Source organism: Streptomyces sp. SID5785, assembly GCF_009870065.1.
Lineage (GTDB): Bacteria > Actinomycetota > Actinomycetes > Streptomycetales > Streptomycetaceae > Streptomyces.
Map to the genome: position 1 here is coordinate 1 of NZ_WWIA01000780.1, position 19,884 is coordinate 19,884.

Below are 19,884 nucleotides of genomic sequence, written 5' to 3' on the forward strand. Positions count from 1 at the left end.
TACGGACACCTGCGCGCCGCCCTCGCGGCCGCGGCCGGCATCACCCCGTAACCCACCCGCACCCGCTCCACCCCGCACAGCAAGGCACACGCACCATGGCCGAAAACAAGAACCGCGACGTGGCGGCCTCGATCCTGCCCCTCGTCGGTGGCGCCGCCAATGTCACCTCCGTGGTCCACTGCATGACCCGGCTCCGGCTGGGTCTCGCGGACCGTTCACTCGTCCAGGACGAGGCGCTCAAGGCCCTGCCCGACGTCATGGGCGTGGTCGAGGACGAGACGTACCAGATCGTGCTCGGCCCGGGGAAGGTCGCCCGGGTCACCCCCGAGTTCGAGCAGCTCGTCGAGGAGGGCCGCGCCGAGGCCCCCGCCGGTGACCCGCACCCGGTCACCGCCGACGAACTCGCCGCCCAGGGAGCCGAGCTGAGGGCCGCCCGGAAGGCCAAGAACGCCACCCCGTTCAAGCTCTTCCTGCGCAGGATCGCCAACATCTTCGTGCCGCTGATCCCGGCCCTGATCGGCTGCGGCATCATCGCCGGGCTCAACGGCCTGCTGATCAACCTGGAGTGGCTGCCCGGCATCACGCCCGCCCTCGGCGCCATCGCCTCCGGGTTCATGGCCCTGATCGCCGTCTTCGTCGGCTACAACACGGCGAAGGAGTTCGGCGGCACCCCGATCCTCGGCGGCGCGGTCGCGGCGATCATCGTCTACGCGGGCGTCGCCAACATCGAGGCGTTCGGCCAGAAGCTCTCCCCCGGACAGGGCGGCGTGCTCGGTGCGCTCGGCGCCGCGGTGCTCGCCGTGTACGTGGAGAAGTGGTGCCGCAAGTGGGTCCCGGAGGCGGTCGACGTCCTGGTGACGCCGACCATCACGGTCCTCGTCTCCGGCCTGGTCACCATCTTCGGCCTGATGTACGTCGCCGGTGAGATCTCCACCGGCATCGGCACGGCGGCCAACTGGCTGCTCGACAACACCGGCGCGTTCGCCGGACTGGTCCTCGGCGGCCTGTTCCTGCCGCTCGTGATGCTCGGCCTGCACCAGGCGCTCATCCCGATCCACACCACCCTCATCGAGCAGCAGGGCTACACGGTCCTGCTCCCGATCCTCGCCATGGCCGGCGCCGGCCAGGTCGGCTGCGCCATCGCCGTCTTCCGCCGCCTGAAGAAGAACCGCTCGATCCGCAACACCATCAAGTCGGCGCTCCCCGCGGGCTTCCTGGGCGTGGGCGAGCCCCTCATCTACGGCGTCTCGCTGCCGCTGGGCCGCCCGTTCATCACGGCGTGCGTGGGCGGTGCGGCGGGCGGCGCCTTCGTCGGACTGTTCTCGATGCTGGGCGACAAGGTCGGCTCGACCGCCATCGGCCCCTCCGGCTGGGCGCTCTTCCCGCTCCTCGACGGCAACAAGGGCCTCGGCACCACCGCCGCGATCTACGGCGGCGGCCTCCTGGTCGGCTACGTCGTCGGCTTCCTCGCCACGTACTTCTTCGGCTTCAGCAAGCAGATGCTGATCGACCTGAACGCCGACGTCGACGCGGGCGAGTCCGCGGACGCCCGCGCCGAGGAGGGCCCCTCCGCCCCGGCCACCCCGGCCACGGCGGGCCCGGCGAAGGAGCCCGCGCAGGTCTGACCGCCGCGCATCTCTGTCACCACCACACCCGCCTCCGCGGCAGCACAGCCCGGGACCAGGTCCGACCTGGTCCCGGGCTGTGCCCGTTTGCCGGGGCAGCCCACCCTGACGTACGGTTTTCTGTACGTACAGCATTCCGTACATGTCACCAGGGTCGCGAGGAGGCCACCTATGCGCACCATGACCTACACCGAGTCCCGGGCGAAGTACGCGGAGACACTGAACGCGGTCATCGACGACCGCGAGGAAGTGATAGTGACGCGCGCGGGCCGGGAGCCGGTCGTCATCGTGGCACTGGACGAGTACGAGTCCCTCAAGGAGACGGCCTACCTCCTGCGCAGCCCGGAGAACGCCAGGCGGCTCCTCGCCTCCATCGACCGCCTGGAGAACGGCGGTGGCGAGGTCAGGGAGCTCGACGAGTGAAGTTCGTCTTCGACGAGGACAGCTGGGCCGACTACCTGTGGTGGCAGACCCAGGACCGCAAAGTACTCAAGCGGATCAACGCACTCCTTCAGGACATCGCCCGCAACGGCAATGAAGGCATCGGCAAACCGGAGCCCCTGAAGCACGGTTTCCACGGCTACTGGTCCCGGCGGATCACCGACGAGCACCGCCTGATCTACAAGGTCACCGACGACGAGATCCGCGTCGCGGCCTGCCGTTACCACTACGCGCCCTGACCCGTCCGGCCCCGCCGGGCCCGTCGTCCGGGGGGCGTCGACGGACATGCGCGGCCGGCGCCCCGGGCGCATCCTGGCCTCATGGCTGAGAGCACGTTTTCGAAGATCTCGTGGACCGAGTTCCGCCCCGACCAGCGGCGGCTCACCGTCGGCGCGGCCCTGACCGGCCTCGGCATGCTCACCGCCGCGGCGGGTGTCGGGGTGCTCGTGTTCGAGCTGGCCCGCGCCGGGCGCACCTGGACGGGCAGCTGGGAGACGCCGCCGGCGGAGCTCGCCCAGCGGGCCCTGCACCAGGCCCAGGCGGCCGCACAGAGCGCCGCCCAGGCGGGCCGGGACACCTGGCAGACCTACCAGGAGTCCAGCGCCCCGTGAGCGGTGCGGGGCGCACCGCGCCCCGCACACGCCGGTGGGCGGCACCCCCCGCAGGGGATGCCGCCCACCGTCACAGACTGCTCCGAACCGGGAACCGGCTCAGAAGTCCATGTCACCGCCCGGCATGCCGCCCGGAGCGCCCGCGGCAGCGGCCTTCTCCGGCTTGTCGGCGATGACGGCCTCGGTGGTGAGGAACAGCGCGGCGATGGACGCGGCGTTCTGCAGCGCGGAACGCGTGACCTTCGCCGGGTCGAGGATGCCCTCGGCGATCATGTCGACGTACTCGCCGGTCGCGGCGTTCAGGCCGTTGCCGACGGGCAGGTTGCGGACCTTCTCCACGACGACGCCACCCTCGAGACCACCGTTGACGGCGATCTGCTTGAGCGGGGCCTCGAGCGCGAGCTTCACGGCGTTGGCGCCGGTCGCCTCGTCGCCGTCGAGCTCGAGCTTCTCGAAGACCGCGGAGGCCTGGAGCAGGGCGACGCCACCACCGGCGACGATGCCCTCCTCGACGGCCGCCTTCGCGTTGCGCACGGCGTCCTCGATGCGGTGCTTGCGCTCCTTGAGCTCGACCTCGGTCGCGGCACCGGCCTTGATGACCGCAACACCGCCGGCGAGCTTCGCCAGGCGCTCCTGCAGCTTCTCGCGGTCGTAGTCGCTGTCCGAGTTCTCGATCTCGGCACGGATCTGGTTGACGCGACCCTGGACCTGGTCGCTCTCACCGGCGCCGTCGACGATCGTCGTCTCGTCCTTGGTGATGACGACCTTGCGGGCGCGGCCGAGCAGGTCGAGACCGGCGTTCTCCAGCTTGAGGCCGACCTCCTCGGAGATGACGGTGCCGCCCGTGAGGATGGCGATGTCACCGAGCATGGCCTTGCGGCGGTCGCCGAAGCCCGGGGCCTTGACGGCGACGGACTTGAAGGTGCCACGGATCTTGTTGACGACCAGCGTGGACAGGGCCTCGCCCTCGACGTCCTCGGCGATGATCAGCAGCGGCTTGCCCGACTGCATGACCTTCTCCAGGAGCGGAAGGAGGTCCTTCACGTTGGAGATCTTGGAGTTGACGATCAGGATGTACGGGTCGTCGAGGGACGACTCCATGCGCTCCATGTCGGTGGCGAAGTACGCCGAGATGTAGCCCTTGTCGAAGCGCATGCCCTCGGTGAGCTCGAGCTCCAGACCGAAGGTCTGGGACTCCTCGACCGTGATGACGCCTTCCTTGCCGACCTTGTCCATGGCCTCGGCGATGAGCTCGCCGATCTGGGTGTCGGCGGCGGAGATGGAGGCCGTGGAAGCGATCTGCTCCTTGGTCTCGACATCCTTCGCCTGCTCCAGGAGGGCGGCGGAGACGGCCTCGACGGCCTTCTCGATGCCACGCTTCAGGGCCATCGGGTTGGCACCCGCGGCCACGTTGCGCAGGCCCTCGCGGACCAGCGCCTGGGCGAGGACGGTCGCGGTCGTCGTGCCGTCACCGGCGACGTCGTCCGTCTTCTTCGCGACCTCCTTGACCAGCTCGGCGCCGATCTTCTCGTACGGGTCCTCGAGCTCGATCTCCTTGGCGATGGACACACCATCGTTGGTGATCGTGGGGGCGCCCCACTTCTTCTCGAGGACGACGTTGCGACCCTTGGGGCCCAGGGTCACCTTGACGGCGTCGGCGAGCTGGTTCATGCCGCGCTCGAGGCCGCGCCGTGCCTCCTCGTCGAACGCGATGATCTTGGCCATGTGAAGTGGTCCTCCCGGACAGGGGTGGAAAAGCAAACGGACCGTGCTGGTGCCCGCGACGGACGGCCTGCGCGCCTTGTGGTTCCTTGCCCCACCCGGCCCGCGGGCCTCACCGACCCGATCCAGGTCTAGAGGTGCTGCCTGTCACTCTCACTCGGAGAGTGCTAAGCCCAATGATTAGCACTCGCCCCCTGCGAGTGCAAGGCAGTCCGACAAAAGCGCAGGTGGGCAGCACGAAGGGCCCGTGCCCCGTTGACCGGGACCCGGACCCTTCGTGGACGTACGAAGCTTGCAGTCAGACGCGCGCGCTTCAGCCGGCGGCAAGCCGAACCATGTCGGCCTGCGGCCCCTTCTGGCCCTGCGAGATCTCGAACTCGACCCGCTGACCCTCTTCCAGGGTGCGGTAGCCGTCCATCTGAATCGCGCTGTAGTGGACGAATACATCCGCACCACCGTCGACCGCGATGAAGCCGTACCCCTTCTCCGCGTTGAACCACTTGACGGTGCCCTGAGCCATGCCTAACTCCCCTATTACTGGCCCTTGCACAGGACCGCACTTCGCGGGCCCGGGTCAGACCTCACCCCCCATTGGTTGGGGGTGTGCGCCGGAACGCGTCGACCGCGGCTGAATGTATCTGCCCAACTGCCGTCTGCAACAGGTCAATCGGACGAGAATTCTGGGCACCCGGGAACGGGGAAACCGGGCCAACTCGCCGGATCCCAGGGCAAGTCGGGCCGAACAAATGCCATGAAAGACCCGAATGGGCGGGGCACTTTGGCTGCTTCTCATCGGGCTTCGCGCGAGAACTCATATGCGTCCGTCATGCGCCACGGACGGGAGCGGAGCAGCTTCCCCAACTGTACCCCGCTCAACCATGCAGAATTGCCCCCTCCGCTTCTCTCGCAGAGGGGGCAATTCAGGTAACTCCGGGTAAGTCCGGGAAACCCCGGGACAGATCAGCCGCCGGCGACGGCGGGAATGATCGAGACGCCGGCGCCGTCCGGCGTCGCCGTCTCGAGGCCCTGCTCGAAACGGACGTCGTCGTCGTTGACGTACACGTTCACGAAACGGCGCAGCTTGCCCTGGTCGTCCAGGACGCGGGCGGCGATGCCCGTGTGGTTCTTCTCCAGGTCGGCGATGACATCGGCGAGGGTGGTGCCCTCGGCGGCCACCTCGGCCTGTCCGCCGGTGTAGGTACGGAGGATGGTGGGGATCCGGACGTTGACGCTCATGGAACAGTCACCTCGATCGCGATCACGCTTCGAAACAAAGGGGGGCGGGGCGGAGGACCTACTCGGCGAGTCCGGCGGCCCGGAACGCGTCGAGCGACGGCTTGATGGTCGCGGTGGCCTGGGAGGACTCGGCGACGGCGTCGAGCGTCTTGAGCCCGTCGCCGGTGTTCAGCACGACGGTGGTCAGCGACGGATCGATCAGCCCGGCCTCGACGAGCTTCTTCGTGACGCCGAGCGTCACCCCGCCGGCGGTCTCCGCGAAGATCCCCTCGGTCCGCGCGAGCAGCTTGATCGCGTCGACGACCTGCTCGTCGTTCACGTCCTCCACGGCGCCACCGGTGCGGCGCGCGATGTCGAGGACGTACGGCCCGTCCGCCGGGTTGCCGATGGCCAGCGACTTGGCGATGGTGTCCGGCTTCTGCGGCCGGACGACGTCGTGCCCGCCCTTGTACGCCACCGACACCGGCGAGCAGCCCTCGGCCTGGGCGCCGAAGAGCTTGTACGGCTTGTCCTCGACGAGGCCGAGCTTGATGAGCTCCTGCAGACCCTTGTCGATCTTCGTGAACTGCGAGCCGGACGCGATCGGGATGACCAGCTGGTCCGGCAGCTGCCAGCCCAGCTGCTCGCAGATCTCGTACGCGAGCGTCTTCGAGCCCTCGCCGTAGTACGGCCGGAGGTTCACGTTGACGAAGCCCCAGCCCTCGCCCAGCGGGTCGCCGATGAGCTCGGAGCAGAAGCGGTTCACGTCGTCGTAGTTGCCCTCGATCGCGACGAGCTCACCGCCGTAGACACCGGCCATGACGACCTTGCCCTGCTCCAGGTCGTGCGGGATGAACACGCACGAGCGGAAACCGGCGCGGGCGGCGGCGGCACCGACGGCACCGGCCAGGTTGCCGGTGGAGGAGCACGAGAGGGTGGTGAAACCGAAGGCGCGGGCGGCCTCGATGGCCTGGGCGACGACGCGGTCCTTGAAGGAGTGCGTCGGGTTGCCGGAGTCGTCCTTGACGAACAGCCTGCCCTGCTCGACACCGAGCTCACGGGCCAGGTTGTCGGCCTTGACGAGGTGCGTCCAGCCCGGGTTCAGGTTCGGCTTCTCGGCGACGTCGGCCGGGACGGGCAGCAGCGGCGCGTAGCGCCAGATGTTCGCGGGGCCGGCCTCGATCTGCTTGCGGAGCGCCTCGGGGTCGCCGACGGGAAGGTCGTACGCGACCTCCAGAGGCCCGAAACACTCGACGCACGCGAAGACGGGCCCGAGCGGGAACTTCGTGCCGCACTCACGGCAGGAGAGTCCGGAGGCGGGACCGAGATCCACGGTGGCGGCGTCCTGCGCAGCGGTCTCGTTCGCGGTGGTGCCGGTGGCGACAGTCTGTACAGCCATGAGAGGCGAGGCCCTTTCTCCTCATCTTTCTCACGACGCATCTCGCCGTGAGACGGATTTGGCACCTTCCCTAGCCGGGAGCCTCGCGGACGCATGTCGACGTGCGCACGAGACCGGCTGGAGGGTTGCCGGGGCTTCAACGGGCCGTATCCCTCTGCCCCTCTGGATGAGCGGTATTCGATTGTTGAGCGTGAACCGTCGGCGGTGACCCCGGTATGCGAAGGGCACCGGCCTTGTTCAAGACTGTAACCGAAGGCCTGGGCGCTTGAGATAGTCGTCCGAACCGCGAGATGGATCACAGCGTCCCCGCGTGGACCCGCACAGTGAGGAGCAGCGGACCGTGCTGGAAGAGGTAGAGCGCTGGCTGAGCAGGCGCTCCTGGTCGGTGACGGACCGGCCGCTGCACCGGCTGGTCGCCGCCAAGCGGGCGTCGGGACAGACCGTGAGCGTTGTGCTCCCCGCCCTCGACGAGGAGGCCACGGTCGGCGCGATCGTCACCACGATCCGGCGCGAGCTGATGACCGAGGCCGTGCCGCTCGTCGACGAGCTCGTCGTCGTCGACTCCGGGTCCACGGACCGCACCTCGCAGGTCGCGGCGGCGGCCGGCGCCCGCGTCGTGCACCGCGACGCCGTCCTGCCGCGGATCCCGGCCCGGCCCGGCAAGGGCGAGGTGCTGTGGCGGTCGCTGCTCGTCACCTCCGGGGACGTCGTGTGCTTCGTCGACGCGGACCTCAAGGAGTTCTCGGCGGACTTCGTGTCCGGAATCGTGGGCCCGCTGCTCACCGATCCGGACGTGCACTTCGTGAAGGCGATGTACGACCGCCCGCTCGGCGACGCCATGGGCCAGGGCGGGCGGGTCACCGAGCTCGTCGCGCGCCCCCTGCTGAACCTGCACTGGCCCCGCCTCGCCGGTTTCGTGCAGCCGCTCGGCGGCGAGTACGCGGCCCGCAGGTCCCTGCTCGAACGGCTGCCGTTCCCGGTCGGCTATGGGGTCGAGCTGGGGCTGCTCGTCGACGCGCTGCACACGGTCGGCCTGGACGCGCTCGCCCAGGTCGACGTGGGCGTGCGCCGCCACCGCCACCAGGACGGGCAGGCCCTCGGCCGGATGGCCGCGGCGATCTACCGCACGGCGCAGCTGCGGCTGGCCCGCGGGCATCTGGTGCGGCCGGTGCTGACCCAGTTCGAGCGCGGCGAGAAGGGCTTCGAGCCGCGGACGTACGGGGTGGACACGGAGGAGCGGCCGCCGATGGCCGAGATCGAGGAGTACCGGGCGCGGCGGGTCGCGTGAGGCGGGGGTGCCGCGTGCGCGTTTGAGGGGGTTCGGTGGCGGCTAGCGTGGGCGTATGGCTTCCACTGGTGGTGCTGCTGCTGTCGCCGAGGTTCTCGTCGCGTCCAACCGCGGTCCGGTCTCGTACACCGTCGGCGACGACGGCACGATCGCGGCCCGACGGGGCGGCGGCGGGCTCGTCTCCGCGCTGAGCTCGGTCGACGACAAACTGTGGGTGTGCGCGGCGCTCGGCGACGGCGACCGGGAAGCGGTGCGGCGCGGGGTCACCGAGCCCGGCGTGCGCATGCTGGACATCGCACCGGACGTGCACGCCGACGCGTACAACGGGATCGCGAACTCGGTGCTCTGGTTCGTGCACCACATGCTCTACCAGACCCCCCTCGAACCCTCGTTCGGGAGCGAGTTCCGGCGGCAGTGGGCGGCGTACGAGGAGTACAACCGGGCGTTCGCGCAGGCGCTCGCCGAGGGCGCGGCGCCCGGCGCGGCGGTCGTCGTCCAGGACTACCACCTGGCCCTGGTGCCCGGCATGCTCCGCGAACTGCGCGCGGACCTGCGCATCGGCCACTTCTCGCACACCCCGTGGGCGCCCGTCGACTACGTCCGGATGCTGCCCGACGACATCGCGGAGCAACTCCTGCACGGGATGCTCGGCGCCGACCGGCTGGGCTTCCTGACCCGGCGCTGGGCGGACGCGTTCACCGAGTCCTGTACCCGGATCGTCGGCGGGACCGGCGGGACGCGGATCGGGGTGCACGGACTCGGGGTCGACGCCGCGTTCCTGCGGGAGCGGGCGCACCGGGCGGACGTCGAGGAGCGGCTCGCGGCGCTGCGGGACCAGGTCGGGGCCGGGCGCAGGACCGTGGTCCGGGTCGACCGCACCGAGCTGTCGAAGAACATCGTGCGGGGGCTGCGCGCGTACGAGCTGCTGCTCGAGACCCGGCCTCAGTGGCGCGAGCGGGTCGTGCACCTGGCGTTCGCGTACCCGTCGCGGCAGGACCTCGCGGTGTACCGGGCGTACACGGCAGAGGTGTCCCGGGTCGCGCAGTCCATCAACTCCCGGTTCGGCACGCCGGGTTGGACGCCCGTCGTCCTGCACGTCGAGGACGACTTCGCGCGCTCCCTCGCCGCGTACCGGATGGCCGATGTGGCCCTCGTGAACCCCATCCGCGACGGCATGAACCTCGTCGCGAAGGAGATCCCGCTCATCGCGGAGGGCGGGTGCGCGCTGGTGCTCTCGCGGGAGGCGGGGGCGTACGAGGAGCTGGCGTCCGACGCCCTCGGCGTGAACCCGTACGACGTGTCGGCGACGGCGGAGGCGCTCCATGCGGGCTTGTCCATGCCGGACGAGGAACGCACGGCCCGCTCGGCCCGCCTGGCCGCGGCGGGTTCGGCACTCCCCCCGGCCCGCTGGTTCGAGGAGCAACTGGACGCCCTGCGGCGAGCGTGACCCCGGGCCGTGCGGCGCATGGTCGTCAGTCTCGGTACCAGTCCTCACCGTCGCTGCCGAGCGCGCTGCGCAGGTATTCCTCGAGAGAAGCGGACACCCGTGTGCGACTGTCGGTTTCGTGGTCCCACACGAAGACATTCCCGTCGCGTACAGGATCGCGGACGAAGGCGAACTGATCACCGCCGCCGTTGTCCCCGAAGAACATGAGCGCGTCGAAAGACCGGTAGAGCTCCCGGAACTGCACGTTCTGCCGGAACGCCACGTTCTCGGAGAGGATCTTCGCGGAACTCCAGACGACATCCGTTCCGTAGTCGTCAGTGATCCCGTCGGTCTCGAGGAGGAGTTCGCGCAGAGACGCCGGTACAGCCTGCCCCAGCTGCCGCTCGATGCCGGCCAGGGACGTCTCACCGGCCGGGCCCGTGAGGCCGACGCCCGGGAAGGCCGACGCGATGTCTCGCCACATCGGTTCCTCAGCCTTCGTTCAAGCGCCCCGCCAGGGAGGTCAGGAGGGTGACCACGCCCCCGGGGCCGTCGACCGTGAGGTCCGCTCGGGTCGAGAGCTCGGTGACCTCCTCGCTGCCGCTGCACACCAGCAGCCCGGGCATCCCGTCGGCCCGGAGTTTCTCCACCGCCGCGTACGCGGGCAGGTCGCCGAGGTCGTCCCCGGCGTAGAGGACGGACTCTGCGCCGGTCTCCCGCACGTACTCGGTGAGGGCGACGCCCTTGTCGATGCCGGGCGGGCGGAGTTCGAGGACGAGGCGGCCCGGTTCGACGACGAGGCCGTGCCGCGCGGCCAGCGCGGAGAGCGGGGCGCGCAGCGCCTCGAACGCCCCCTGCGGGTCCGCCGCCCGCCGCGTGTGGACGGCGACGGCCCGCCCCTTCTCCTCCACGTACGTGTCGTGCCACAGGCCGGCCGCCTCCAGCACCCCGGGCAGTTCGGAGCGGACTCCGGCGACCCCGGGGTGCGGCGCGGGCGCGTGCACGGTCCCGGTGACGGCGTCCCAGCGCTCGGCGCCGTAGTGGCCGAGGACGACGAGGTGGTCGAGGCCGGGTACGCCGGCGAAGCCGCCGTGGCGGACGGCGACGCCCGCGGGGCGCCCGGTGACGACGGCGACGGAGGCGACCCGGGGAGCCAGCGCGGCGAGTGCGGCGACGGCGCCGGGGTGGGCGCGCGCCTGTTCGGGGTCGGGGACGATCGGGGCGAGCGTCCCGTCGAAGTCGAGGGCGATGACCGCGCGCTCGGGGCGGGCCAGGAGAGCGGCGAGTCCTGCACGGCCGGCGGCAGTCCGTGGGGCGTCCATGGGCCGACCCTAGAGGGGCGGCCCGGCCCGGCGCACCCCGGCGGTTTCCGGACGCACCGGCGGTCCCGGCCGGATATCGCTCCCGGCAACGTGCGGACGGACCCGGCCGTCACCCCCCGTCGCGGCGATCTCCTACCGCTCCCGGCGGCGCGCCTCCCGCACGCGCCGCAGCCGGTTCACGGTCACCGGCGCGCACGCGAGGGCCCGCTCGTCGTCGATGAGGGCGTTGAGGAGCTGGTAGTAGCGCACGGGGGCCAGGTCGAGCTCCTCGCGTATCGCGCGCTCCTTGGCGCCGGGCGAGGGCCAGCCCCGGCCCTCGAACGCGAGCAGCGCCCGCTCGCGTTCGCCGAGTGTGTCCATGCCCGCCACGCTACTCGGCGGCCTCCGCGGCCGCCGCGTCGTTCTGGATCCGGCCGAGGGTGGCCGCCGCGCTGCCGTTCGGGCCGACGGTGGTGCCGATCTGCTTCTTGATCTCGGCGCTGACCTCGGGCCAGGAGGTCTTGTTGGCCGGGTAGTAGGTGGCGCCGGCCAGTTCGTCGATGAAGGGGGCGAGCGCCTTGTCCTGCGGCGCGGCCTTCATGACGTCGGAGGCGGAGACGGTGACGGGGGCGACCGTGTACTCGCGGGAGAAGTCGAGGACGTTCTTCTCGCTGTAGACGTAGTCGAGGAAGGAGCCGACCTGCTTGGCGTGGCCGCCCTGCTTGAAGGCCATCATCCAGTCGGTGACGCCCATGCGGCTCTTGGGGGTGCCGTCGGGTCCGGGGACGGCGACGTCGCCGTAGTCGAGCCCCTTGGCCTTGGCCATGTTGATCAGCGTGGGGTGCCCGGAGAGCATGCCGACGTCGCCGTCGGCGAAGGCCTTGAAGGCGGGCGTGCGGTTGAGCCGGGCGGGCGCGGTGGGGCCGGTGAGGCCGGGGGTGACGAGGTCTTCTTTCAGCCAGTTCAGGGCGTGGATGTTCTGCTGGGTGTCGATCGAGTAGGCGCCGACGTTGTCGGTGTACCCGCCGCCGTTGCTGAGCATCCAGATGAGGGTCTCGGCCTGGGCCTCCTCGCCGCCGAGCGGCAGCGCGAAGGGGTAGGTGACGCCCTGGGCCTTGAGCGCGCGGGCGGCGGAGACCAGCTGGGACCAGGTCTTCGGCGGCTCGATGTCGGCCTTCTCGAAGAGGTCCTTGTTGTAGAAGAGGCGGCGCGTGGAGGCGGCGAACGGCATGCCGTACTGGGTACCGCCGACCTCTCCGGCCTTGCTCATCTCGCCGACGAAGTCGGCCTGGACCGGCACGGAGAGCAGCTGGGAGACGGGGTAGAGCTTCCCGGCGGCCGCGTAGTCGGCGTACGCGCCGACCTGGGCCATGTCGGGCGCCTTGCCGGCGTCGACCATCTCCTTGACCTTGCGGTCGACGTCTTCCCAGGAGTAGACCACTACGTCGACCTTGGTGTCGGGGTGGTCCTTCTCGTACGCGTCCGCGAGCGCGTCCCAGTACTTCTGCGAGCTGTTGTCCGCCGAATCGCCGTAGTCCGCGGCCACGAGCTTGAGCGTCACGTCACCGGAACCACTGCTTCCGCAGCCGGTGAGCAGCGACGACGCGATCACCACGCCCAGCGCCGCCGTCGCGGTGAGAGCCGTCCTCCCCTTGCGCACTGCCGAACCCACCCCTGCTCGCCGCCGGCCCCGGGTCTCTCCCACGGCCCAAAGGGAAGGTCTACACCACGGGCGGGCCGAAGCGGAAACGGGCGTTCGAACAGCGGCCGTGCGCACGTCTTTCAGACCGGCCCCGGGCCGCCGGCCCTCCGCTTCCGGACCACCGCGATCCCGGAACACCCGCGACCGGTACCCCTAGTGGACTAGACCTCTCATGGGTCGACGCGCGAGACTGTCCCCCGTGAGACATGTCATCGCCCTGGACGTGGGCGGCACCGGGATGAAGGCCGCCCTGGTCGGGGCGGACGGCACGCTGCTGCACCAGGCGCGCCGGGCCACCGAGCGCGAGCGCGGCGCCGACGCGGTCGTCGAGACGATCCTCGGCTTCGCCGCCGAGCTGCGCGCGTACGGCGAGGAGCACTACGGCGAGCCCGCGGTGGCCGCCGGCGTGGCCGTGCCCGGCGTCGTCGACGAGGCGCACGGCATCGCCCTGTTCGCCGCGAACCTGGGCTGGCGCGACGTCCCGATGCGCACCCTGCTCAGCGAGCGCCTCGGCGGCATCCCGGTCGCCCTCGGCCACGACGTGCGCACCGGCGGGCTCGGCGAGGGCCGGCTGGGCGCGGGCCGTGACGCCGACCGCTTCCTGTTCCTGCCGCTGGGCACCGGGATCGCCGGGGCCATCGGCATCGAGGGCCGCATAGAGCCGGGCGCGCACGGCGCCGCGGGCGAGATCGGCCATGTCATCGTGCGGCCCGGCGGGTTGCCGTGCGGCTGCGGGCAGCACGGCTGCCTGGAGCGGTACGCCTCCGCCTCGGCCGTGACCCTGGCCTGGCAGGCCGCGAGCGGCGACGACCGGGCCACCGCGGCGGACTGCGCCCGTGCGGTGGACGCGGGCGACCCGGCCGCCGCCCGCGTCTGGCAGGACGCCGTGGACGCGCTCGCGGACGGCCTGGTGCTCGCTCTCACTCTGCTGGACCCGCGCACCCTGATCATCGGTGGCGGTCTCGCCGAGGCCGGGGAAACCTTGTTCACACCCCTGCGGGCCGCGGTCGCCGAACGCGTCACGTTCCAGTCGCTCCCCACGATCGTCCCGGCCGTCCTCGGGGACACCGCCGGATGCCTGGGCGCGGGACTCCTCGCCTGGGACCTGCTCGCCGCCGAGCACCACACGACGGACAACACGGAGGTAACCGCCTGATGGCCACAGCAAAGGTGCTCGCCGGTGCCCGGGTGGTACTGCCCACCGGGACCGTCGACGACGGCCGCGTCATCGTCGACGGACCGCGCATCGCGGGGAGCGCTCCCGCCGACGCCCCGGTCGTCGACCTGTCCGGGCACTGGGTCGTGCCCGGCTTCGTCGACATCCACAACCACGGCGGCGGCGGTGCGTCCTTCACCTCCGGCACCGTCGACGAGGTGCTCAAGGGCGTCCACACCCACCGCCTGCACGGCACCACGACGGTCGTCACGTCCCTCGTGACCGGCGACATGGACTTCCTGGCCCGGCGGGCCGGCATCCTGGCCGAGCTGGCCGAGCAGGGCGAGATCGCGGGCATCCACTTCGAGGGCCCGTTCATCTCCCCGTGCCGCAAGGGCGCCCACGACGAGACGCTGCTGCGCGACCCGGACCCGGCCGAGGTGCGCAAGCTGATCGACGCCGCGCGCGGACAGGCCCGCATGGTCACGCTCGCCACCGAGCTGCCGGGCGGCATCGAATCGGTCCGGCTGCTGGCCGAGCACGGCGTGATCGCGGCGATCGGGCACACCGACGCCACGTACGAGCAGACGGTCGAGGCGATCGACGCGGGCGCCACCGTCGCCACCCACCTCTACAACGCGATGCCGGGGCTCGGTCACCGCGCCCCCGGCCCGATCGCCGCGCTCCTGGAGGACGAGCGGATCACCGTCGAGCTGATCAACGACGGCACGCATCTGCACCCGGCCTCGCTGGAGCTGGCGTTCCATCACAAGGGCGCCGACAAGGTCGCGTTCATCACCGACGCGATGGACGCGGCGGGCTTCGGCGACGGCCGCTACATGCTCGGCCCGCTGGAGGTCGAGGTGTCGGACAGCGTGGCGCGGCTCGTCGAGGGCGGCTCCATCGCGGGCTCGACCCTGACCCTGGACCGCGCGTTCAAGCGGGCCGCGACCGTCGACCGGCTGCCGGTCGAGGACATCGTCCGCGCGCTCTCCGCGAACCCGGCCCGGCTGCTCGGCGTGCAGGACACGGTGGGCTCCCTGGAGCCCGGCAAGGACGCCGACCTGGTCGTCCTGGACGAGGCGTTCGACCTCAAGGGCGTGATGCGCAAGGGCGAGTGGCTGGTCCGGCCCGAACTGGCCTGACATCGTTGTTCGTTCAACCGGCGGTGGGTCCGGACCGCACTCGGGTCTGGGCCTACCGCCGCGACTTTGGCATGATCAGCCCCCGTCACTGAAAGTACGCACGGCATGTGCGGGTAACCCTCGGGGGGTGAGGTCAAGTGATCCTCACGGTCACGCTGAACACGGCACTCGACATCACGTACCGCGTCAAGGCGCTGCGCCCGCACGCCTCGCACCGGGTCACGGAGGTCACCGAACGCCCCGGCGGCAAGGGGCTCAACGTGGCCCGGGTGCTCGCCGCCCTCGGGCACGAGACGACCGTGACGGGCTTCGCCGGCGGTGACACCGGCCGCACGCTCCGGGACGCCCTGCGCGGCGAGGAGCGGGTGCGGGACGCGCTGGTCCCGGTCGGCGGCGCCACCCGGCGCACGATCGCCGTCGTCGACACCGCCACCGGGGACACGACCCAGCTGAACGAGCCGGGGCCGCTGGTCACCCCCGCCGAGTGGGCGGCCTTCCAGGAGTCCTACGAGCGGCTGCTGCGCTCCGCGTCCGCGGTCGCCCTGTGCGGCAGCCTGCCGCCGGGCGTCCCGGTCGGCGCCTACGCCACCCTCGTCCGCGCCGCGCGCGCCGTCTCGGTACCGGTGCTCCTGGACACCAGCGGGGAGCCGCTGCGCCGCGGCATCGCGGCCCGTCCGGACGTGGTGAAGCCGAACGCGGACGAGCTGGCCGAGCTGACCGGCTCGCACGAGCCGCTCGGTGCCATGAAGGACGCCCGCAGACGCGGCGCCCACGCCGTCGTCGCGTCGCTGGGCGCCGAGGGCCTGGTCGCCCTCACCCCGGAGGGCGAGTGGCGCGTCCCGGCCCCCGACCGGCTGTCCGGCAATCCGACGGGCGCGGGCGACTCCGCTGTCGCGGGGCTGCTGAGCGCCGCCGCGGAGGGGCTGCCCTGGCCGGACCGGCTGTCCCGCGCCGTCGCGCTGTCCGCGGCGACGGTGGTGGCGCCGGTCGCGGGCGAGTTCGACCGCGCGACCTACGAGGACCTCGTGTCCAAGATCACAGTGAAGTAGGTCAGTCCTCGGTCAGTTCTTGGTCAGCCAGAACCGGTCGAAGTTGGCGTTGCACTGGTTGCCCGCGTCACAGGAGATCGTGATCGCGTTCGTCCCCTTGGTGAGCTGGATGAGGGCCCAGGTGTTGGTCCAGCCCTTCTCCCAGTCGCCCTCCTTCGCGTGGGCGAAGTTCTCCATGTTCAGCGGCCGCTGCTGCTTGGTGCCGTTGACGTCGATCGTCGCGTCGGAGTCCTTGCCCGGGACGCCGTAGTCGACGTGCAGCTTGTACTGGCCGTCCTTCGGGATGCCGCTGACGGTCCAGGTCAGGGCGGCGCCCTGCTTGGTGAAGCCGGCGACGTACTGGCCGCCGTCCGCCTTCGCGCCCTTGACCGCGGCGGAGATCGAGGTGCCGCCGGCCAGCGTGAGCTTCTTCGCGTCCGTCCTCGGCAGCTCCGCGGGCGCCGCGGAGGCCGACTGCGACGGCTCCTTGCTCGGCTCGACGCTCTGCGCGGGCCCGTCCGACGGGGCACCGCCCGCGTCGTCGCCCTGGTCGTCGCCGCCCTGGCCCAGCATCGCGATGCCGATGCCGATGACGACGGCGGCCACGACGGCGACCGCGCCGATCAGCAGCGCCTTCGTGTTCGGACCGCCGGAGCCGCGGCCGCCGGAGCGCCCGCGCGAGGGGGCCTGCGGCGGGCCGGGCTGCGCGGGGCCGCCGGGCAGCGTCTCGGGCGCCTGGTAGTGCGCGTTCGGCTGGTTGTACCCGCCGGTCCTGCCGTACGTGCCCGGCTGCTGCTGGTACGCGGCGGTCTGCTGCTGCGTCGGCACCTGCTGGCCGTACTGGCGCTCGCCGACCGCGCGGACCTGGTTGTACGAGGTGCGGGGGGTGCGGGCGTTCGGGTAGCCGTAGCCGCCCCCGCCGCCCTCCGGCGGGGTCGCCCCGGCCGCCTGGCCGTCGGCGTACAGATAGCCGAACGGGTCGTCGCCCTCGGGCGTGGTGTTCGCGCCGTTGTTGCCGGGCGCCATCCCTGATCACTCCCTACACGTGTGCTTACCGGGGCGAGCGTACCCGGTGTGCGGGGCCCCCAGGCGTGGCCTTGACCTCACCGAGACCGCCGGGAGCGGGCTCGCGCAGGTCACCCGGCCCGGCGGTGCTGCTTGGCACGTGATCTTTTCTCCACGTACATCCGCTGGTCCGCGGACTGCAGTACTTCCTCCGCCGTCATGCCGCAGTGCGCCCAGCCGATGCCGAAGCTGGCGCCCACGCGCACGGCCCGGCCGTCCACCCGGATCGGCGGGATGATCGCGTTCCGCAGGCGGACCGCGAGGTCCTCGGCGTCGGCCCGGCCGAGCCCGTCGGCGAGGACCACGAACTCGTCGCCGCCGAGCCGGGCCACCGTGTCCCCGTCCCGGACCCCGCTGGTCAGGCGGCGGGCCACCTCGATGAGGACGGCGTCGCCCGCGTTGTGCCCGAAGCGGTCGTTGATCGACTTGAAGCCGTCGAGGTCGCAGAAGAGGACGGCGAGACCCTTCGTGCCGTCGTCGACGCCCTCGCCGTCCGGGGCGACGACGTGCACGTGGTGGTCGAAGCCGCCCGTGAGGGCGGTGCCGCCGTAGAGCCCGGACTCGTGCGGGACGACCGCGCCGAAGTCGAAGCCGTGCCCGTTGGAGTCGGTCGCCGCCGGGGCCCGCCGGTCCCCGTACGCCGCGTCCAGGGAGTCGACGGCGCTGGGCCGGCCCTCCAGCGGGCGGATGCACAGCCGGGCGGACAGCCGGGAGCGCAGCTCCGCCGAGTTGGGCAGGCCGGTCAGCGAGTCGTGCGAGGCGCGGTGGGCGAGCTGCACCTCGCGGCGCTTGCGCTCCTCGATGTCCTCGACGTGGGTGAGCAGGAAGCGCGGCCCGTCGGCGGCGTCGGCCACCACCGAGTTGCGCAGCGAGACCCAGACGTAGGTGCCGTCGCGGCGGGCCAGCCGCAGCTCGGCGCGGCCGCCCTCGGCGGAGGTGCGCAGCAGGGTGCCGATGTCCTCGGGGTGCACGAGGTCGGAGAAGGAGTAGCGGCGCATCGCGGAGGCGGTGCGGCCGAGGAGGCGGCACAGCGCGTCGTTGGCCCGCAGGATCCGGCCGTGCTGGTCGCCGCCCATCTCGGCGATGGCCATGCCGGACGGCGCGTACTCGAAGGCCTGCCGGAAGCTCTCCTCGCTGGCGCGCAGGGCCTGCTGCTCGCGCTCGAGGCGGACCAGGGCGCGCTGCATGTTGGCCCGCAGGCGGGCGTTGCTGATCGCGATGGCGGCCTGGAAGGCGTACATCTGGAGGGCTTCCCGGCCCCAGGCGCCGGGCCGCCGCCCGTTGCGCGGGCGGTCCACGGAGATGACGCCGAGCAGCTCGCCGCCTGCGGCGCCGGTCGCGTAGAGCGGGGCGAAGAGCCGGTCGGAGGGGTGCCACTCGTCCTCGAAGCGGGGCGGGGGGCCGTCGGTGAACCACTGGGGCACGTCGTCCTCGTCCAGGACCCAGCCCTCGGTGTGCGGGATGAAGCGCAGATCGCCCCAGGCCTCGCCCATGGCGAGGCGGCGGTCCCAGGACTCGCGGGAGCCGACGCGGCCGGTGATCAGGGCCTCGGCCGCGGAGTTGCCGGCGAAGGCGGCGACGACGAGGTTGCCGTCGCCCTGGACCAGGTTCACGCAGGCCAGTTCGTACCCGAGCCCGCTGACGACTCCGTCGGCGACGGTCTGCAGGGTGTCGGCCAGGCTGCGGGCGGTGTTCATGTCCGCCATGACCTGGTGCAGCTGACGCAGGGTCGCAAGACGGACGTAGGGCTCCGACTCGGTCTCCATGCTCAGCTCTCCCCGAGACCTCGACAGCACTCCAGAATCTGATCGGCTCAGTTCATCCGCACGTGCAGCAGCACGTTCGTTTCTTCTCAGTGTCGACCGCCACTGAATCACAGGGTGCAGCTCACCCGGTACACAGGGTCAACAAAAAGGGCGCCCTGTGACTCAAGTCACAAGAGGTGCGGGCGGGTTGGGAACCGGCCCGTGCGCTGGTCGGGGCGTGGAACGGAGCTCGGCGTTCCGCCGGGAGTCCTAGGACCGGTCTCCGCCGTCGGCCCGATGCGGGACGCCACGGGCCGCGACTAGCGTCGTACGCGTGTTGAAGACTCCCCCTGCCGCACCCGTACCGCCCGCCACGCCCGCTTCCCGGGTCCCGGCCGCCCCCGCCGGGCATCCTGAGGGAGTGAGCAACGACGAGTTCCGCGCCGCCCTGTCCCGACTGTCCGCCGGCGTCGTCCTGCTGACCTCGCACGAACCCGCGCTCGACCCCGACGGGCCGGCCGGCGAGGACGCCGGCATGACGGCGACCGCCTTCATGTCCGTCTCCCTCGACCCGCCGCTCGTCCTCGTCTCCCTGCGCAACGGGTCCCGGATGGACGACCTCCTCGACGAACAGCCCCTGTGGGCGGTGTCGATCCTCGCCGAGTCCCAGAGCCACATCGCCGGCCGCTTCGCCATGAAGGGCCGCATCAGCGACCGGCTCCTCTTCGAGGACATCCCCTATGTACGGGGCGAGCACACGGGCGCTCCGCTGGTGGGCGGGGCGCTCGCCACGCTGGAGTGCCGGACGGAGCGGACCGTCGCCGCCGGGGATCACACGCTGGTGATCGGGCGGGTCCTCGGGGCGGCGCTGCCCAGCGCCGAGGGGGGTCCGCTGATGTACTTCCGGGGGCGGTACCGGCACCTGGGCTGAGGCGGGGCGCTCCGCCGCGGGGGGCGCGGGTCCTGTCGCCGGGTGCGGGCCGGTGGGGGCTGGTCGCGCAGTTCCCCGCGCCCC

General features: G+C 71.6%; 20 protein-coding genes and 1 riboswitch. Of the genes, 10 read left to right on the forward strand and 10 right to left on the reverse strand.

Annotated elements, in window-relative coordinates:
• Window positions 1-95: 95 nt before the first annotated feature.
• From GTW43_RS25635 to GTW43_RS25650, 4 genes are all read left to right on the forward strand, one after another.
• Window positions 96-1,625, forward strand: coding sequence for a PTS transporter subunit EIIC (locus GTW43_RS25635; protein WP_161304352.1), 1,530 nt, complete (start codon window positions 96-98; stop codon window positions 1,623-1,625).
• Between the two features lie 171 nt (window positions 1,626-1,796).
• Entirely contained in the window at window positions 1,797-2,048 is a 252-nt protein-coding gene (locus GTW43_RS25640) for a type II toxin-antitoxin system prevent-host-death family antitoxin (protein WP_161304353.1), read from the forward strand.
• On the forward strand, window positions 2,045-2,305 hold the full coding sequence (locus GTW43_RS25645) for a Txe/YoeB family addiction module toxin (RefSeq protein WP_161304354.1): 261 nt from the start codon (window positions 2,045-2,047) through the stop codon (window positions 2,303-2,305). The genes GTW43_RS25640 and GTW43_RS25645 overlap by 4 nt, the downstream gene beginning before the upstream one ends.
• Before the next feature lie 81 nt (window positions 2,306-2,386).
• Window positions 2,387-2,677 (forward strand): hypothetical protein, encoded by a 291-nt coding sequence (locus tag GTW43_RS25650; RefSeq protein ID WP_161304355.1) that lies wholly within the window; start codon window positions 2,387-2,389, stop codon window positions 2,675-2,677.
• Window positions 2,678-2,776: 99 nt separating this feature from the next.
• On the opposite strand, the gene groL is transcribed toward GTW43_RS25650, so the two are convergent.
• From groL to thrC, 4 genes are all read right to left on the reverse strand, one after another.
• A complete protein-coding gene (groL, locus tag GTW43_RS25655; protein ID WP_161304356.1) occupies window positions 2,777-4,402 on the reverse strand; it encodes a chaperonin GroEL in 1,626 nt (541 codons plus the stop codon).
• Window positions 4,403-4,712: 310 nt separating this feature from the next.
• Window positions 4,713-4,919, reverse strand: a complete 207-nt coding sequence (locus GTW43_RS25660) for a cold-shock protein (RefSeq protein WP_005486335.1) — start codon at window positions 4,917-4,919, stop codon at window positions 4,713-4,715.
• Window positions 4,920-5,359: 440 nt separating this feature from the next.
• Window positions 5,360-5,635, reverse strand: coding sequence for a MoaD/ThiS family protein (locus GTW43_RS25665; RefSeq protein WP_161304357.1), 276 nt, complete (start codon window positions 5,633-5,635; stop codon window positions 5,360-5,362).
• Window positions 5,636-5,693: 58 nt separating this feature from the next.
• Window positions 5,694-7,013 (reverse strand): threonine synthase, encoded by a 1,320-nt coding sequence (gene thrC, locus GTW43_RS25670; RefSeq protein WP_161304358.1) that lies wholly within the window; start codon window positions 7,011-7,013, stop codon window positions 5,694-5,696.
• Window positions 7,014-7,031: 18 nt separating this feature from the next.
• Window positions 7,032-7,186, reverse strand: a riboswitch (SAM riboswitch).
• Between the two features lie 167 nt (window positions 7,187-7,353).
• Between thrC and GTW43_RS25675 the strand changes: the two genes are divergently transcribed.
• The gene (locus GTW43_RS25675) at window positions 7,354-8,301 is read left to right on the forward strand and encodes a glucosyl-3-phosphoglycerate synthase (RefSeq protein ID WP_161304370.1); all 948 of its coding nucleotides are present in this window, start codon (window positions 7,354-7,356) and stop codon (window positions 8,299-8,301) included.
• A 55-nt stretch (window positions 8,302-8,356) separates the two neighbouring features.
• The gene (locus GTW43_RS25680; RefSeq protein ID WP_161304359.1) at window positions 8,357-9,748 is read left to right on the forward strand and encodes a trehalose-6-phosphate synthase; all 1,392 of its coding nucleotides are present in this window, start codon (window positions 8,357-8,359) and stop codon (window positions 9,746-9,748) included.
• A 25-nt stretch (window positions 9,749-9,773) separates the two neighbouring features.
• Here the strand turns inward: GTW43_RS25680 and GTW43_RS25685 are convergent, their stop codons facing one another.
• The 4 genes from GTW43_RS25685 to GTW43_RS25700 all read right to left on the reverse strand — a co-directional run bounded on the left by GTW43_RS25685 (window position 9,774) and on the right by GTW43_RS25700 (window position 12,688).
• Complete coding sequence (locus GTW43_RS25685; RefSeq protein WP_161304360.1) at window positions 9,774-10,211, reverse strand: SMI1/KNR4 family protein; 438 nt, start codon at window positions 10,209-10,211, stop codon at window positions 9,774-9,776.
• Window positions 10,212-10,218: 7 nt separating this feature from the next.
• Window positions 10,219-11,049, reverse strand: coding sequence for a trehalose-phosphatase (otsB, locus tag GTW43_RS25690; RefSeq protein ID WP_161304361.1), 831 nt, complete (start codon window positions 11,047-11,049; stop codon window positions 10,219-10,221).
• A 132-nt stretch (window positions 11,050-11,181) separates the two neighbouring features.
• On the reverse strand, window positions 11,182-11,409 hold the full coding sequence (locus GTW43_RS25695; RefSeq protein WP_161304362.1) for a DUF3263 domain-containing protein: 228 nt from the start codon (window positions 11,407-11,409) through the stop codon (window positions 11,182-11,184).
• 10 nt (window positions 11,410-11,419) lie between these two features.
• On the reverse strand, window positions 11,420-12,688 hold the full coding sequence (locus GTW43_RS25700; protein WP_161304363.1) for an extracellular solute-binding protein: 1,269 nt from the start codon (window positions 12,686-12,688) through the stop codon (window positions 11,420-11,422).
• Window positions 12,689-12,929: 241 nt separating this feature from the next.
• Here GTW43_RS25700 and GTW43_RS25705 point away from each other — a divergent pair, with 241 nt between their 5' ends.
• The 3 genes from GTW43_RS25705 to GTW43_RS25715 all read left to right on the forward strand — a co-directional run bounded on the left by GTW43_RS25705 (window position 12,930) and on the right by GTW43_RS25715 (window position 16,080).
• The gene (locus GTW43_RS25705) at window positions 12,930-13,886 is read left to right on the forward strand and encodes an ROK family protein (RefSeq protein ID WP_161304364.1); all 957 of its coding nucleotides are present in this window, start codon (window positions 12,930-12,932) and stop codon (window positions 13,884-13,886) included.
• On the forward strand, window positions 13,886-15,031 hold the full coding sequence (gene nagA / locus GTW43_RS25710) for an N-acetylglucosamine-6-phosphate deacetylase (RefSeq protein ID WP_161304365.1): 1,146 nt from the start codon (window positions 13,886-13,888) through the stop codon (window positions 15,029-15,031). Before GTW43_RS25705 ends, nagA begins: the two co-directional genes overlap by 1 nt.
• Window positions 15,032-15,168: 137 nt before the next feature.
• Window positions 15,169-16,080, forward strand: coding sequence for a 1-phosphofructokinase family hexose kinase (locus GTW43_RS25715; RefSeq protein WP_161304366.1), 912 nt, complete (start codon window positions 15,169-15,171; stop codon window positions 16,078-16,080).
• A 12-nt stretch (window positions 16,081-16,092) separates the two neighbouring features.
• On the opposite strand, the gene GTW43_RS25720 is transcribed toward GTW43_RS25715, so the two are convergent.
• Window positions 16,093-17,085 carry a carbohydrate-binding protein gene (locus tag GTW43_RS25720; RefSeq protein ID WP_161304367.1) on the reverse strand — a complete coding sequence of 331 codons (993 nt, stop codon included), beginning with the start codon at window positions 17,083-17,085 and terminating at the stop codon, window positions 16,093-16,095.
• A 110-nt stretch (window positions 17,086-17,195) separates the two neighbouring features.
• Window positions 17,196-18,890, reverse strand: a complete 1,695-nt coding sequence (gene cdgB, locus GTW43_RS25725; protein WP_161304368.1) for a diguanylate cyclase CdgB — start codon at window positions 18,888-18,890, stop codon at window positions 17,196-17,198.
• 400 nt (window positions 18,891-19,290) lie between these two features.
• On the opposite strand from cdgB, the gene GTW43_RS25730 reads away from it, so the two are divergent.
• Window positions 19,291-19,800, forward strand: a complete 510-nt coding sequence (locus tag GTW43_RS25730) for a flavin reductase family protein (RefSeq protein WP_343246114.1) — start codon at window positions 19,291-19,293, stop codon at window positions 19,798-19,800.
• Window positions 19,801-19,884 lie beyond the last annotated feature (84 nt).

What these genes read in the sequence shown, in the direction of transcription:
- GTW43_RS25635 (WP_161304352.1), top strand. Translation starts at nt 96, where the DNA reads ATGGCCGAAAACAAGAACCGCGACGTGGCGGCCTCGATCCTGCCCCTC.
- otsB (WP_161304361.1), bottom strand. Translation starts at nt 11,049, where the DNA reads ATGGACGCCCCACGGACTGCCGCCGGCCGTGCAGGACTCGCCGCTCTC.
- GTW43_RS25680 (WP_161304359.1), top strand. Translation starts at nt 8,357, where the DNA reads ATGGCTTCCACTGGTGGTGCTGCTGCTGTCGCCGAGGTTCTCGTCGCG.
- nagA (WP_161304365.1), top strand. Translation starts at nt 13,886, where the DNA reads ATGGCCACAGCAAAGGTGCTCGCCGGTGCCCGGGTGGTACTGCCCACC.
- GTW43_RS25660 (WP_005486335.1), bottom strand. Translation starts at nt 4,919, where the DNA reads ATGGCTCAGGGCACCGTCAAGTGGTTCAACGCGGAGAAGGGGTACGGC.
- GTW43_RS25665 (WP_161304357.1), bottom strand. Translation starts at nt 5,635, where the DNA reads ATGAGCGTCAACGTCCGGATCCCCACCATCCTCCGTACCTACACCGGC.
- GTW43_RS25640 (WP_161304353.1), top strand. Translation starts at nt 1,797, where the DNA reads ATGCGCACCATGACCTACACCGAGTCCCGGGCGAAGTACGCGGAGACA.
- cdgB (WP_161304368.1), bottom strand. Translation starts at nt 18,890, where the DNA reads ATGGAGACCGAGTCGGAGCCCTACGTCCGTCTTGCGACCCTGCGTCAG.
- GTW43_RS25650 (WP_161304355.1), top strand. Translation starts at nt 2,387, where the DNA reads ATGGCTGAGAGCACGTTTTCGAAGATCTCGTGGACCGAGTTCCGCCCC.
- GTW43_RS25720 (WP_161304367.1), bottom strand. Translation starts at nt 17,085, where the DNA reads ATGGCGCCCGGCAACAACGGCGCGAACACCACGCCCGAGGGCGACGAC.
- groL (WP_161304356.1), bottom strand. Translation starts at nt 4,402, where the DNA reads ATGGCCAAGATCATCGCGTTCGACGAGGAGGCACGGCGCGGCCTCGAG.
- GTW43_RS25685 (WP_161304360.1), bottom strand. Translation starts at nt 10,211, where the DNA reads ATGTGGCGAGACATCGCGTCGGCCTTCCCGGGCGTCGGCCTCACGGGC.
- thrC (WP_161304358.1), bottom strand. Translation starts at nt 7,013, where the DNA reads ATGGCTGTACAGACTGTCGCCACCGGCACCACCGCGAACGAGACCGCT.
- GTW43_RS25695 (WP_161304362.1), bottom strand. Translation starts at nt 11,409, where the DNA reads ATGGACACACTCGGCGAACGCGAGCGGGCGCTGCTCGCGTTCGAGGGC.